13 protein-coding genes are annotated in these 14,166 nt (G+C 62.9%); 5 read left to right on the forward strand and 8 right to left on the reverse strand.

Annotated elements, in window-relative coordinates:
- Window positions 1–40 precede the first annotated feature (40 nt).
- Window positions 41–1,666 carry an ABC transporter substrate-binding protein gene (locus tag JV551A3_RS06480; RefSeq protein ID WP_133970413.1) on the reverse strand — a complete coding sequence of 542 codons (1,626 nt, stop codon included), beginning with the start codon at window positions 1,664–1,666 and terminating at the stop codon, window positions 41–43.
- A 474-nt stretch (window positions 1,667–2,140) separates the two neighbouring features.
- Window positions 2,141–2,857 (reverse strand): SIMPL domain-containing protein, encoded by a 717-nt coding sequence (locus tag JV551A3_RS06485; RefSeq protein WP_015269044.1) that lies wholly within the window; start codon window positions 2,855–2,857, stop codon window positions 2,141–2,143.
- Between the two features lie 202 nt (window positions 2,858–3,059).
- Between JV551A3_RS06485 and JV551A3_RS06490 the strand changes: the two genes are divergently transcribed.
- The 4 genes from JV551A3_RS06490 (at window position 3,060) to JV551A3_RS06505 (ending at window position 7,439) form a co-directional block, all read left to right on the forward strand.
- Complete coding sequence (locus tag JV551A3_RS06490; protein ID WP_133970412.1) at window positions 3,060–4,316, forward strand: ATP-binding protein; 1,257 nt, start codon at window positions 3,060–3,062, stop codon at window positions 4,314–4,316.
- On the forward strand, window positions 4,316–4,876 hold the full coding sequence (locus JV551A3_RS06495) for a response regulator transcription factor (protein ID WP_025337806.1): 561 nt from the start codon (window positions 4,316–4,318) through the stop codon (window positions 4,874–4,876). The genes JV551A3_RS06490 and JV551A3_RS06495 overlap by 1 nt, the downstream gene beginning before the upstream one ends.
- Before the next feature lie 207 nt (window positions 4,877–5,083).
- The gene (locus tag JV551A3_RS06500; RefSeq protein WP_133970411.1) at window positions 5,084–6,025 is read left to right on the forward strand and encodes an AEC family transporter; all 942 of its coding nucleotides are present in this window, start codon (window positions 5,084–5,086) and stop codon (window positions 6,023–6,025) included.
- A 55-nt stretch (window positions 6,026–6,080) separates the two neighbouring features.
- On the forward strand, window positions 6,081–7,439 hold the full coding sequence (locus JV551A3_RS06505) for an amino acid permease (protein WP_133970410.1): 1,359 nt from the start codon (window positions 6,081–6,083) through the stop codon (window positions 7,437–7,439).
- 119 nt (window positions 7,440–7,558) lie between these two features.
- Here the strand turns inward: JV551A3_RS06505 and JV551A3_RS06515 are convergent, their stop codons facing one another.
- From JV551A3_RS06515 to gatC, 6 genes are all read right to left on the reverse strand, one after another.
- Window positions 7,559–7,930: a carboxymuconolactone decarboxylase family protein gene (locus tag JV551A3_RS06515; RefSeq protein WP_046615782.1), complete on the reverse strand. Its 372-nt coding sequence runs from the start codon at window positions 7,928–7,930 to the stop codon at window positions 7,559–7,561.
- 10 nt (window positions 7,931–7,940) lie between these two features.
- On the reverse strand, window positions 7,941–8,984 hold the full coding sequence (locus tag JV551A3_RS06520) for a calcium/sodium antiporter (RefSeq protein ID WP_133970409.1): 1,044 nt from the start codon (window positions 8,982–8,984) through the stop codon (window positions 7,941–7,943).
- Window positions 8,985–9,044: 60 nt separating this feature from the next.
- Window positions 9,045–9,425 (reverse strand): septal ring lytic transglycosylase RlpA family protein, encoded by a 381-nt coding sequence (locus JV551A3_RS06525; RefSeq protein ID WP_177421261.1) that lies wholly within the window; start codon window positions 9,423–9,425, stop codon window positions 9,045–9,047.
- A 143-nt stretch (window positions 9,426–9,568) separates the two neighbouring features.
- Window positions 9,569–11,014, reverse strand: coding sequence for an Asp-tRNA(Asn)/Glu-tRNA(Gln) amidotransferase subunit GatB (gene gatB, locus JV551A3_RS06530; protein WP_133970407.1), 1,446 nt, complete (start codon window positions 11,012–11,014; stop codon window positions 9,569–9,571).
- Between the two features lie 11 nt (window positions 11,015–11,025).
- Window positions 11,026–12,477 carry an Asp-tRNA(Asn)/Glu-tRNA(Gln) amidotransferase subunit GatA gene (gene gatA / locus JV551A3_RS06535; RefSeq protein WP_133970406.1) on the reverse strand — a complete coding sequence of 484 codons (1,452 nt, stop codon included), beginning with the start codon at window positions 12,475–12,477 and terminating at the stop codon, window positions 11,026–11,028.
- Window positions 12,478–12,492: 15 nt separating this feature from the next.
- Complete coding sequence (gatC, locus tag JV551A3_RS06540; RefSeq protein WP_056795914.1) at window positions 12,493–12,780, reverse strand: Asp-tRNA(Asn)/Glu-tRNA(Gln) amidotransferase subunit GatC; 288 nt, start codon at window positions 12,778–12,780, stop codon at window positions 12,493–12,495.
- Window positions 12,781–12,985: 205 nt separating this feature from the next.
- On the opposite strand from gatC, the gene mreB reads away from it, so the two are divergent.
- Window positions 12,986–14,023: a rod shape-determining protein MreB gene (gene mreB / locus JV551A3_RS06545; RefSeq protein ID WP_003255163.1), complete on the forward strand. Its 1,038-nt coding sequence runs from the start codon at window positions 12,986–12,988 to the stop codon at window positions 14,021–14,023.
- The last annotated feature ends 143 nt before the right edge of the window (window positions 14,024–14,166 follow it).

The raw sequence follows: 14,166 nt of genomic DNA on the forward strand, positions 1-14,166 counted from the left end.
TTGGCGGGGCACCCGCCGCTCGGCGGGTGCCTTGGCTAGCCTATTTGTCCACGCTGACGCCGTAGAAGGAGTTCAGACCGAACGGACTGATCTTGAAGTCCTTCACCTTGGCGCTCATGGGCTGATACACGGTGGAGTGGGCGATCGGGGTGATCGGCACCTGCTCCTTGAGGATGTGCTGTGCCTGCTGGTACAGCTCGGTGCGCTTGGCCTGGTCGGAGGTGGCCTTGGCCTGCTTGATCAGGTCGTCGTAGGGCTTGTAGCACCACTTGGAGAAGTTGTTGCCGTTCATGGCGTCGCAGCCATACAGGGTGCCCAGCCAGTTGTCCGGGTCACCGTTGTCACCGCTCCAGCCGATCAGCATGGCCCCCTGTTCGCCGCCTTTGGAGCGCTTGATGTACTCGCCCCATTCATAGCTGACGATCTTCGCCTTGATGCCGACCTTGGCCCAGTCGGACTGCAGCATTTCGGCCATCAGCTTGGCGTTGGGGTTGTACGGGCGTTGCACCGGCATCGCCCACAGGGTGATTTCAGTACCTTCCTTGACGCCGGCCTCCTTGAGCAGCTGCTTGGCTTTTTCAGGGTCGAACGAGGCGTCCTTGATGCTGTCGTCATAGGACCACTGGGTTGGTGGCATGGCGTTGACCGCCAGCTGGCCGGCGCCCTGATAGACCGACTCGATGATCTTTTTCTTGTCCACGGCCATGTCCAGCGCCTCGCGGACTTTCAGCTGGGCCAGCGGGTTGGCCTCGTTGCTGCCCTTGACCTTGTCCATCACGTTGTAGGCGATGTAGCCGAGGTTGAAGCCGGCTTGCTGCGGCATCTGCAGCTTGGGGTCCTGCTTCAGCGGCTGGATGTCGGCCGGGCGCGGGAACAGGGTGACCTGGCACTCGTTCTTCTTCAGCTTCTGCATGCGCACCGAGGCGTCGGTGGTGATGGCGAAGATCAGGTTGTCGATCTTGACGTCATCGGGTTGCCAGTAGTCCTTGTTGCCCTTGAAGCGGATCTGCGCGTCCTTTTGGTACTTGCTGAACACGAACGGGCCAGTGCCGATCGGCTTCTGGTTGATGTCGGCGGCCTTGCCTTCCTTGAGCAGCTGGTCGGCGTATTCGGCGGACTGGATCGAGGCGAAGCTCATGGCCAGGTTCTGGATGAACGCGGCGTCGACTTCATTGAGGGTGAACTTGACCGTGTGTTCGTCGAGCTTTTCCAGCTTGGCGATGTTCTTGTCCATGCCCATGTCGGTGAAGTACGGGAACTCGGTAGGGTAGGCCTGGCGGAACGGGTGGTTCTTGTCGAGCATGCGGTTGAAGGTGAACAGCACGTCGTCGGCGTTGAAGGGGCGGGTGGGCTTGAAGTAGTCGGTGGTGTGGAACTTGACCCCTTCGCGCAGGTGGAAGGTGTAGGTCTTTCCGTCGTCGGAGACTTCCCACTTGGTCGCCAGGCCGGGGATGACTGCAGTGCCGCCACGTTCGAACTGGGTCAGACGGTTGAACACGGTCTCGGCCGAGGCGTCAAAGTCAGTTCCTGTGGTGTATTGCCCCGGGTCGAAGCCGGCCGGGCTGCCTTCGGAGCAGAACACCAGGTTGGACGCGGCGAGGGCCGACGGTGCGGCGGAGAGCAAGCCTGCGCCTAGCAGGAACGGAATGACTGCGTGTTTGAGCATGGTGGCCTCATTGTTGTCATTTTTCGATTGAGGTGGCCTCGTGAGCCGACCTGCGGATACTTATGCAGGGGCTGTTCCCAATGCAATACGGGGAAGGATGATTGGCGTCAGAAAAGTGGTACGCGCGTACATGAATGTCGCATTGCTATAACTTTCAACGAAGTTGAACGTTTGCGCAGGCAAAATGATGGCTTTTTGCGGGATGTTGCTGGGCGGGGAAGCTTGTAGGAAGCACCTTTTTAGTGCGTAGGAAACTTCCGAAAATCCTAATTTGACAGACAGCTGGATTCGCAAGCGATCCGCGTATCCTGTGGGAGCGGCTTTAGCCGCGAAGAATCCAACGCGGTGCATGGCACCGGCTGCGCCGGTGTTCGCGGCTAAAGCCGCTCCCACAGGGTCCCTGCTAATTCAATAAGTTATGTGCAGTTCCAAGAGAGCGGGCACGCCCGCTCTCACAGGTGTTTCGTGGTTCCTTTAAGGCATCTGCACTTCGATCAGGCCATCGGCATTCATGCTCACCTCACTGGTCCCGGCCTCGATATCCGGCGCCGGTGCCGACTCATCAGCCCCCATGGCCTTCATCGCCATCGGCGCACTGCGCAGGTACGGGCGTGGGTAACCGCTGCTGTTCAGGTTCAGACTGACCACTTTGTAACCCTTGCCACCCAGCGCCTCGGTAGCCAATTGCGCGCGCGCCTTGAAGGCATCCACCGCATCCTTGAGCAGTGCATCCTCGCTAGCCTTGCGCGTAGCCGGGGCGATGGAGAAGTCCATGCCACCCATCTTCAGCTCTTGCAGCAGGTCGGCGGTCAGCTGCGAGAGGGCCGGGAAGTTGGCGCTTTCCAGGCGCAACTCGGCACGCTCGCGCCAGCCGGTGATCTTCTGGCCCTTGCTGTCATATACCGGGTAGCTGTTGCGGCTGCCCTGGCTGATCTTCACGTCCTTGACCTGGCGCGACTGCTGTACGGCCTTGTTCATGGTTTCGGTGATCTGCTTGGCGAGCTTGCCCGGGTCGGTGTTCTGCGCTTCGCTGTATAGGGTAACGACCATCAGGTCGCGCGCCACTTCCTTGCTGACTTCGGCACGCAGCGAGACCTGGTTGTAGCGCGGCTCATCGGCAGCCAGTGCCGGCAGGCTGGCGAGCAGGCCGCAGGACAGGATCAGGGCGGTGCCGCGACGTGGGATTTGCATGTGGTACTCCTTGGCAATATAAGGCGTGGGTTGTGGTCATCCATTCCACGCATGGCCCATCAGACCGGCAACAGTGTAGTGGGTTCAAAAGTGCCATCATCAACCTGTGACAAAGTGTGGCGCTTTGCCGCATCGCTGCAGCGAGGCGCCCGGCTTCGGTATACTCCAGCCGATTTTTCTGGAGCACTCATCAGGAGAGCTCATGCTCGCCGCCGTACAACCGCTGTCTGCTACTCGCCAGAACCTCTGGCGCCTGACCGTCATTCGGGTCCTGGTCCTGGCTGCCCAGGCCGGCTCCGTGGGGGTCGCCTACTGGACCGAGCTGCTGCCCTTGCCCTGGCTGTCGCTGGCCGGCACCTTGGCCTTGTCTTCGCTGCTGTGCGCCTTCACGGCGCTGCGCCTGCGCCTGTCGTTGCCGGTCACCGAGCTGGAGTATGCCCTGCAACTGGCCTGCGACCTGCTGATCCACAGTGCCTTGCTGTATTACTCCGGCGGCTCGACCAACCCGTTCGTGTCGTATTACCTGGTGCCGCTGGCGATTGCCGCAGTCACCTTGCCGTGGCTGTATTCGCTGATCCTGTCCGGCATTGCCCTGACCGCCTACAGCCTGCTGCTGGTGCAGTTCTACCCGCTCGAAGGCCTGCCGATGGCGCGGGACAAGATGCAGGTCTATGGCATGTGGTTGAGCATTGCCCTGGCCGCCGCGGTGATCACCTTCTTTGCCGCGCGCATGGCCGAAGAGTTGCGCCGCCAGGAGCAGCTGCGTTCCGAGCGGCGTGAAGAAAGCCTGCGCGACGAGCAACTGCTGGCCGTGGCCACCCAGGCTGCCGGTGCCGCCCATGAGCTGGGCACGCCGTTGGCGACCATGAGCGTGCTGCTGAACGAAATGCGCCAGGACCACGCCGACCCGCTGCTGCAGGAGGACCTGCAGATCCTTCAGGACCAGGTGAAGCTGTGCAAGGAAACCCTGCAACAGCTGGTACGCGCCGCCGAAGCCAACCGCCGCCTGGCCGTGGTGGAGCAGGACGTGACGGCCTGGCTGGACGAAGCGCTCAACCGCTGGCACCTGATGCGCCCGGAAGCCAGCTACCGCTTCCAGCGCCTGCGCGACGGCCAGGTGCCGCGCCTGATCCCGCCGCCGGACCTGACCCAGGCGCTGTTGAACCTGTTGAACAATGCCGCCGATGCCTGTCCCGATGACCTTGAAGTGCGCCTGGACTGGGACGCCCATGACATCGTCATCAGCATCCGCGACCATGGCCCCGGCGTGCCGCCGGCCATCGCCGAAGCCATCGGCAAACCCTTCATTACCACCAAAGGCAAAGGCTTCGGCCTGGGCCTGTTCTTGAGCAAGGCCAGCGTGACCCGTGCGGGCGGTTCGGTGAAACTCTATAGTCATGAACAGGGTGGCACCCTGACCGAACTGCGCCTGCCCTATGGCAAGCGAGGAGATGAATGATGAGCGAAGAAAACCAGGTCGAAGGCGAAGAGCTGCCGCACCTGCTGCTGGTGGATGACGATGCCACCTTCACCCGGGTCATGGCCCGTGCCATGAGCCGCCGCGGTTTCCGCGTGAGCACTGCCAGCTCTGCCGAAGAAGGGTTGATCCTGGCCCAGCAGGACCTGCCGGACTACGCCACGCTGGACCTCAAGATGGATGGCGACTCCGGGCTGGTGCTGCTGCCCAAGCTGCTGGAGCTGGACCCGGAAATGCGCGTGGTGATCCTGACCGGTTACTCGAGCATTGCCACCGCGGTGGAAGCGGTCAAGCGCGGCGCGTGCAACTACCTGTGCAAGCCGGCCGATGCCGATGATGTGCTGGCGGCGCTGCTGTCGGAGCACACCGACCTGGACACCCTGGTGCCGGAAAACCCGATGTCGGTCGACCGCCTGCAGTGGGAGCACATCCAGCGGGTGCTGAACGAACACGAAGGCAATATCTCGGCCACCGCGCGGGCGCTGGGCATGCACCGGCGGACCTTGCAGCGCAAACTGCAGAAGCGCCCGGTTCGGCGCTGATTCAGTACCGGCCTCTTCGCGGGTAAACCCGCTCCCACAGGTATTTCACAAGCCTCCAGACCTGTGCAGTACTTGTGGGAGCGGGTTTACCCGCGAAAGGGCCGCAACTGACAGAAACTTCTCTTTATCACCCCTCGATCCCCGCAACTCCCGGCCGTTGGCGTATCATTAGCCGCCTAACGGCAACCCCTCCAGGATCGCTTGCGCATGCTCGCCCTTCTTATCCAGACACTGAACATCACGGCACCGGTCTTCGCCATGCTGTTCATGGGCGTGCTGCTCAAACGTATTCGCCTGATCGACGACAATTTCAACCGCGTCGCCTCACAGCTGGTGTTCAACGTGTGCATGCCGGCGCTGCTGTTCCTCGGCATCTACCACGCCGACCTGGCCACGGCGGTCAAGCCCGGCGTCCTTCTCTATTTCATTTTCGCCACCCTGGCCGGCTTCGCCATTGCCTGGGGCCTGGCCATCTGGCGCAGCCCGCTGGCCGACCGGGGCATCTATACCCAGGGCGCATTCCGCGGCAACAACGGCGTGATCGGCCTGGCTTTGGCCGCCAGTCTCTACGGCGACTACGGCATCTCCCTGGGGGCGGTGCTCGCCGGCCTGGTCATCCTCATGTACAACTCGCTGTCGGCAGTGGTGCTGGCGGTGTACAGCCCGGACCTGAAGTCCGACCCGTGGAGCATCTGCAAAAGCATTTTCAGCAACCCGCTGATCATCAGTGTGCTGGTGGCCACGCCCATGGCCTACGGCCAGGTACCGCTGCCCAACTGGCTACTGACCTCGGGCGACTACCTGGCGCAGATGACCCTGCCGCTGGCGCTGATCTGCATTGGTGGCACGCTGTCGCTGGCGGCGCTGCGCGACAGTGGCAGGCTGGCCATCGACGCCAGCCTGGTAAAGATGGTCTGGCTACCGCTGTTCGGCACCCTCGGTGCCTGGCTGTGCGGCTTCCGCGGGGCCGAGCTGGGCATCCTGTTCCTGTACATCGGCAGCCCGACCGCAGCGGCCAGCTACGTCATGGCACGGGCGGCCAACGGCAACCATGAGCTGGCGGCGTCGATCATCGTGATTACCACGCTGATGGCGGCGATCACCACCAACATCGGTATTTTCATCTTGCAGTGGGGCGGATGGATCTAGATCCTTGACTGCAAACAACACAAAAACACAGCCTCACTGAGCTAAAGGACACTTCATGCAAGACCAGAGCACGCCCGAGCGGTTACAGCGCGGGCTGAAGAATCGCCATATCCAGCTGATCGCGTTGGGCGGGGCCATCGGTACCGGGTTGTTCCTGGGCATCGCCCAGACCATTCAGCTGGCCGGCCCTTCCGTCCTGCTGGGCTACGCCATTGCCGGCCTCATGGCCTTCCTGATCATGCGCCAGCTCGGTGAAATGGTGGTTGAAGAGCCGGTGGCCGGCAGCTTCAGCCACTTCGCCCACCAGTACTGGAGCGAGTTCGCCGGCTTCGTTTCGGGCTGGAACTACTGGGTGGTGTACGTACTGGTCGGCATGGCCGAGCTGACAGCGGTGGGTATCTACGTTCAGTACTGGTGGCCAGGTTTCCCCACCTGGGCGACGGCGGCGATCTTCTTCGTGGTGATCAACCTGATCAACCTGACCCAGGTGAAGGTCTACGGCGAGATGGAGTTCTGGTTCGCCCTGGTCAAGGTAGTGGCGATCGTCAGCATGATCGGTTTCGGCGCCTGGCTGCTGACCAGCGGCCATGGCGGCCCGGATGCCAGCGTGGCCAACCTCTGGCAGTACGGCGGCTTCTTCCCCAACGGCGTCACCGGCCTGGTGATGGCGCTGGCAGTGATCATGTTCTCGTTTGGCGGCCTGGAACTCGTGGGCATCACCGCCGCCGAGGCTGACAACCCGCGTCAGAGCATCCCCAAGGCCACCAACCAGGTGGTGTACCGCATCCTCATCTTCTACATCGGTGCCCTGGCGGTGCTGCTGTCGTTGTACCCATGGCAGAAGGTGGTGCAGGGTGGCAGCCCGTTCGTGATGATCTTCCACGAGCTGGACAGTGACCTGGTGGCGACCATCCTCAATATCGTGGTGCTGACGGCTGCGCTATCGGTGTACAACAGCTGCGTGTACGCCAACAGCCGCATGCTTTTCGGCCTGGCCAGCCAAGGCGACGCACCGCGTCAGTTGCTGAAGGTAAGCCGTAGCGGCGTACCGCTGACCGCGCTGGGTGTGTCGGCGTTCGCTACCGGGCTGTGCGTGGTGATCAACTACCTGATGCCGGGCGAGGCCTTTGGTTTGCTGATGGCCCTGGCGGTGTCGGCGCTGGTGATCAACTGGGCGAGCATCAGCATTACCCACCTGAAGTTCCGCAAGGCCAAGCTGGCGGCCGGGATTACCCCCTTCTACAAGAGCTGGGGGCACCCGGTCACCAACTACCTTTGCCTGGCGTTCATCGTGCTGATCCTGGTGGTGATGTACCTGACCCCGCCGATTCGCATCTCGGTGATGCTGATCCCTGGGTGGATCCTGCTGCTGTGGGTCGCCTTCAAGATGAAGAAGGCTCGCCAGGCCAGGTAGGTAAAACGGTACCGGCCTCTTCGCGGGCACGCCCGCTCCCACAGGAACTGCGCAGGTCTCAGAGCCTGTAGCGTCCCTGTGGGAGCGGGCGTGCCCGCGAAGAGGCCGGTACAGGCTACCTATTGATAACTGTCGATCACTTCCTGGGCTGCCCTGAACGCATCGATCGCCGCCGGCACCCCCGCATACACTGCGCAATGCAGTAACGCTTCGCGAATCTCCTCCACCGTACAGCCATTGTTCAACGCCCCGCGCACATGCCCCTTCAGCTCCTGCGGGCACTTGAGCGCTGTCAGTGTCGCCAGGGTAATCAGGCTGCGGGTTTTCAACGGCAACCCGTCGCGGGCCCACACGCTGCCCCAGGCATGTTCGTTGACAAAGTCCTGCAGCGGCTGGGTAAAGTCGGTGGCATTGCCCAAGGCGCGGTCGACGAACGCATCGCCCATCACCTGGCGCCGAATCTGTTCGCCGGTTTTCTTGCTATCAGCCATGTTGTTTTCCTTAGTGTTGGCGGCGCCAGGCTCGTGCGGTGGTGTACAGCAACACCATGGCGAGCACCGGCAGTACATAGAACAGCATCAATCGCTCCAGGCGGCCGGCCAGTGGCATGCCCATGGTGAACGCGGCTACATGCAGCCCATAGGCCAGGTACAGGCAGAGGAACACCAGGCCTTCGGCGCGGGTGATGCGGTAACCGGAATAGAACACCGGCAGGCTCAGCACAGCAACACCCAGCATTACCGGCAGGTCGAAGGCCAAGGCATTGGGCGAGATCGACAGCGGCTCGGGAGTGACCAGTGCGGTCAGGCCCAGTACGGCCAGCAGGTTGAACAGGTTGCTGCCGATCACTGTGCCCACGGCGATTTCCCGTTCGCCGCGCAGGGCGGCGATCAGCGCAGCGGCCAGTTCCGGCAGAGAAGTGCAGATGGCAACGACGGTCAGCCCGATGATGCGCTCGGACAGCCCCAGGTCGGTGGCCACCTCCACGGCGGCCTCCAGCAACAAATGGCCTGCCAGGCTCAGCAGACCCAGGCCGGCCAGCACCTGCAGCAGCGTGCCCGACCAGAAGCGCCCGGTGCTGCTGGTGACGGTGGCCGGTGCGGGGTAGGTGCGGGCGTAGTGGCGCGACTGGTGCCAAAGCATTGCCAGGTAGCCGACCAGGCCGATCAGCAGCAGCCCCCCTTCGAGCCGGCCCAGGTGGCCGTTGGCGGACAACGCGTAGACCAGGCCGCTGGCGACGATCATCAGGGGAATGTCCAGGCGCACCAGTTGCCGCGACACGCGCAGCGGGATTATCAGCGCGGCCAGGCCGAGAATGACCAGTACGTTGAAGATGTTGCTGCCGATCACGCTGCCCACCGCCACATCTGGCGCGCCCTGGTAGGCAGCCTGCAGGCTCACGGTCAATTGCGGGGCAGTACTGCCGAAGGCCACCAGGCTCAGGCCGATGATCAGCGGGCGTACATGCAGGCGCTGGGCCAGGCGCAGGGCTGCGCGCACCAGCAGTTCGGCACCGCCGATCAGCAACAGCAGCGCGATGCCCAGTTGCAGGAGGCTGAAGGTGGGAAGGGTAGCCAGGTCGAAAATGGTCGGACTCCTGTCGCGTCAGTCGCTAAGCCCTTGTACTCGCACGCGCGCGGTTCCGCTACGGATCATGCCGATTTTTTCTGCGGCGGCACGTGAAAGATCGATCAGGCGGCCGCGGGTATGGGGGCCACGGTCGTTGATGCGCACCACGACGCTACGCTGGTTGGCCAGGTTGGTCACTCGTACCCGCGTGCCGAAAGGCAGGCTGCGGTGTGCGGCGGTGAGGCCATGCTGGTTGAACGGCTCGCCGCTGGCGGTGCGTTTGCCGTGGTGGCGAGCGCCGTAATAGGAAGCAGTGCCGGTCTTGTCGTAGCCGTTGGGGTCGACGTCGATGTCCTGGCTGGCGCAGCCGGCCAGCAGGGAGAAGAGGGCGAGGGTGCTCAGGGATCGCTTTAGCAACTCAGATGCTCCGATATGGCCCATTCGCGGCTAAAGCCGCTCCCACAGGTACATCACCGCTTCGAGAGCAGCGCTGTACCTGTGGGAGCGGCTTCAGCCGCGAACGAGGGCGAAGCCCTCGCAGGACTACAGGGATAAAACAATCACCCTTCGAGCTTGGCCTTGAGCAATTGGTTCACTTGCCCCGGGTTGGCCTTGCCTTTGGAGGCTTTCATCGCCTGGCCGACGAAGAAGCCGAACATCTTGCCGCGCTTGGCCTCGTCGGCTGCGCGGTACTGTTCGACCTGTTCGGCGTTGGCCGCCAGCACTTCGTCGAGCATCTTGTCGATCGCACCGGTATCGGTAACCTGCTTCAGGCCCTTGCTTTCGATGATGCTGTCGGCATCGCCTTCACCTGCGGCCATGGCCTCGAACACGGTCTTGGCGATCTTGCCGCTGATGGTGTTGTCGCGGATACGCAGCAGCATGCCGCCCAGCTGTGCGGCGGTGACTGGCGCCTGATCGATCTCGATGCCCAGCTTGTTCAGCAGGCTGCCCAGTTCGACCATGACCCAGTTGGCAGCCAGCTTGGCATCGCCACCGATCTTCACCACTTCCTCGAAGTAGTCTGCCTGTTCGCGGCTGGAAGCCAGCACGTTGGCATCGTAGGCCGACAGGCCGTACTGGTTCTGGAAGCGCTCGACCTTCTGCGTTGGCAGCTCCGGCAAGCCGGCGCGGACGGTTTCGAGGAAGCTGTCCTCGATCACCACCGGCAGCAGGTCCGGGTCTGGGAAGTAACGGTAGTCGTTGGCTTCCTCCTTGCTGCGCATGGAGCGGGTCTCATCCTTGTTCGGGTCGTACAGGCGGGTTTCCTGTACCACCTTGCCGCCGTCCTCGATCAGGTCGATCTGACGCTGGATCTCGCTGTTGATCGCGCGCTCGATGAAGCGGAACGAGTTGACGTTCTTGATCTCGCAGCGGGTACCGAACTCGGCCTGGCCTTTCGGGCGGATCGACACGTTGCAGTCGCAACGCAGCGAGCCTTCGGCCATGTTGCCGTCGCAGATGCCCAGGTAACGCACCAGCGCGTGGATCGCCTTGACGTAGGCCACGGCTTCCTTGGCGCTGCGCATGTCAGGCTCGGAGACGATTTCCAGCAGCGGGGTGCCGGCGCGGTTCAGGTCGATGCCGGTGGAGCCGCTGAAGTCTTCGTGCAGGCTCTTGCCGGCGTCTTCTTCCAGGTGCGCGCGGGTTACCCCGATGCGCTTGATGGTGCCGTCTTCCAGGGCGATGTCCAGGTGGCCCTTGCCGACGATCGGCAGGTCCATCTGGCTGATCTGGTAGCCCTTGGGCAGGTCCGGATAGAAGTAGTTCTTGCGCGCGAACACGTTGCGCTTGCCGATCTCGGCATCGATGGCCAGGCCGAACATGCACGCCATGCGCACGGCTTCCTGGTTCAGTACCGGCAGTACGCCGGGCATGCCCAGGTCAACCAGGCTGGCCTGGGTGTTCGGCTCGGAACCGAAGGTGGTGGCGCTGCCGGAGAAGATCTTCGACTGGGTGGCGAGCTGAGTGTGGATTTCCAGCCCGATCACAACTTCCCATTGCATGTGTGAATTCCTCAGAAGCCGTTGGGGGCGCGGGTGTGCCAGTCGGTCACTTGCTGGTAGCGGTGCGCGACGTTGAGCAGGCGGCCTTCCTGGAAGTATGGCGCCAGCAGCTGCACGCCGACCGGCAGGCCATCGACGAAGCCGGCCGGCATCGACAGGCCCGGCAGGCCCGCCAGGTTGGCGGTGATGGTGTAGACGTCTTCGAGGTAGGCGGCGACCGGGTCGCTGCTTTTGGCGCCGAGCTTCCAGGCCGGGTTTGGCGTGGTCGGGCCGAGGATCAGGTCGACGTCGTTGAAGGCGGTCATGAAGTCGTTCTTGATCAGGCGGCGGATCTGCTGCGCCTTGACGTAGTAGGCGTCGTAGTAGCCGGCCGACAGGGCGTAGGTGCCGACCATGATGCGGCGCTGCACTTCGACACCGAAGCCTTCGCCACGCGAACGCTTGTACAGGTCGGTGAGGTCTTTCGGGTTTTCGCAGCGGTAGCCGAAACGCACGCCGTCGAAGCGCGACAGGTTGGACGAGGCTTCAGCGGGGGCGATCACGTAGTAGGCCGGGATGGCGTGCTGCATGTTCGGCAGGCTGATTTCCTTGACCACCGCACCGAGCTTTTCCAGCTCTTTGACGCTGGCCTGGACCAGGTCGGCGATGCGTGGGTCGAGGCCGGCACCAAAGTACTCCTTCGGCAGGCCGATGCGCAGGCCCTGCAGCGAAGCATTCAGGTTGGCGCTGTAGTCCGGCACCGGCTCTTCGATGCTGGTGGAGTCCTTGGCGTCGAAACCGGCCATGCCTTGCAGTAGCAGGGCGCAGTCCTCGGCAGTACGGGCCAGCGGGCCACCCTGATCGAGGCTGGAGGCATAGGCGATCATGCCCCAGCGCGACACGCGGCCATAGGTTGGCTTGAGGCCGGTAAGGTTGGTCAGTGCCGCCGGTTGGCGGATCGAACCGCCGGTGTCGGTGCCGGTGGTGGCTGGCAGCAGGCGCGCAGCCACTGCCGCGGCCGAACCACCCGACGAGCCGCCCGGAACATGTTCGAGGTTCCACGGGTTCTTCACCGCGCCGTAGTGGCTGGATTCGTTGGCCGAACCCATGGCGAATTCGTCCATGTTGGTCTTGCCCAGGGTGACCATGCCGGCTTCGGCCAGCTTGGCAACCACGGTGGCGTCATACGGCGCCTTGAAGTTGTCGAGCATCTTCGAGCCGCAGCTGGTGCGTACGCCGTTGGTGCAGAACAGGTCCTTGTGGGCGATCGGGGCACCCAGCAGCGCGCCGGTTTCGCCAGCGGCGCGACGGGCGTCGGCGGCACGCGCCTGGCCCAGGGCCAGGTCTTCGGTGACGCTGATGAAGCTGTTGATCTGCGGGTCGAGCTGCTTGATGCGCGCCAGCAGGGCGCCGGTCAGCTCTTCGGAGGAAAACGACTTGTCGGCGAGTCCGCGGGCGATCTCGGCCAGGGTCAATTGATGCATGGCAGGCTCTATCCCTTACTCGATGACTTTGGGAACCAGGTACAGACCGCTTTCGGTCGACGGCGCGATAGCCTGGTAGGTATCGCGCTGGTTGCTCTCGGTGACCTGGTCGGGACGCAGACGCTGGCTGGCCTCCAGGGGGTGGGCCAGTGGCTCGATGCCGGTAGTGTCGACCGCTTGCATCTGGTCGACCAGCCCGAGAATGCTGTTCAGTGCGTCAGTAATGCGTGGCAGTTCGCCATCATTCAGGCCCAGACGGGCCAGATGGGCGATCTTTTCCACGTCGCAGCGTTCAAGCGCCATGGGGATCTCCAGGGGAAACAAAGACCGGAATTTGGGTCCGCAGTGAGGAACATGTCAGCTTTCTGGCGGTCTAACGGCCGCGAAATTCTGCTGGCTTGCTCGGAAAAACAGCCAATTTAACATATTGGCTCCTTGCCCAAAATCCCTGCCATTGTTAGAGTTTGCCGCACTTTTTTACCCACGCTTTCCCCAGGGTCACTTTCCCATGTTCAAGAAACTGCGTGGCATGTTTTCCAGCGATCTGTCCATCGACCTGGGTACTGCCAACACCCTTATTTACGTGCGTGAGCGCGGTATCGTCCTGAATGAGCCCTCGGTTGTTGCCATCCGTACCCATGGCAACCAGAAAAGCGTCGTCGCCGTCGGTACCGAAGCCAAGCGCATGCTGGGCCGTACGCCTGGCAACATTGCTGCCATTCGTCCGATGAAGGACGGCGTCATCGCCGACTTCAGCGTCTGCGAAAAAATGTTGCAATATTTTATCAACAAGGTTCACGAGAACAGCTTCCTGCAGCCGAGCCCGCGCGTGCTGATCTGCGTGCCGTGCAAGTCGACCCAGGTAGAGCGCCGCGCCATTCGCGAATCGGCCCTGGGTGCCGGTGCCCGTGAAGTGTTCCTGATCGAAGAGCCGATGGCCGCCGCTATCGGTGCCGGCCTGCCGGTCGAGGAAGCCCGCGGTTCGATGGTTGTCGATATCGGTGGTGGTACCACTGAAATCGCGCTCATCTCCCTGAACGGCGTGGTCTATGCCGAATCCGTCCGCGTTGGCGGCGACCGCTTCGACGAAGCCATCGTCACCTACGTGCGCCGCAACTACGGCAGCCTGATCGGCGAGTCCACCGCCGAGCGCATCAAGCAGGAAATCGGTACCGCCTACCCGGGCGGCGAAGTACGCGAAGTCGACGTGCGCGGCCGCAACCTGGCCGAGGGCGTACCGCGTGCCTTCACCCTGAACTCCAACGAAGTGCTCGAAGCGCTGCAGGAGTCCCTGGCGACCATCGTCCAGGCGGTCAAGAGTGCCCTGGAGCAATCGCCGCCCGAGCTGGCCTCGGACATCGCCGAGCGTGGCCTGGTGCTGACCGGTGGTGGCGCGCTGCTGCGTGACCTGGACAAGTTGCTGGCCCAGGAAACCGGCCTGCCGGTGATCGTCGCCGAAGACCCGCTGACCTGCGTCGCCCGTGGCGGTGGTCGCGCCCTGGAGATGATGGACAAGCACGCGATGGACCTGCTCTCCAGCGAGTGATTCCGCTCGCTGTTCACGAGCGCCCGGTTTACAGGTAGCACACACAGTGCTACCTGTATGTGCTGGGCTGGCGCCCGTTCCGGGCGCCTTATCCGTCAACCCGCAACCAGGCTGGTGCGTTGTCCCATGTCCAATGACCTCCT

Source organism: Pseudomonas inefficax, assembly GCF_900277125.1.
Classification (GTDB): domain Bacteria; phylum Pseudomonadota; class Gammaproteobacteria; order Pseudomonadales; family Pseudomonadaceae; genus Aquipseudomonas; species Aquipseudomonas inefficax.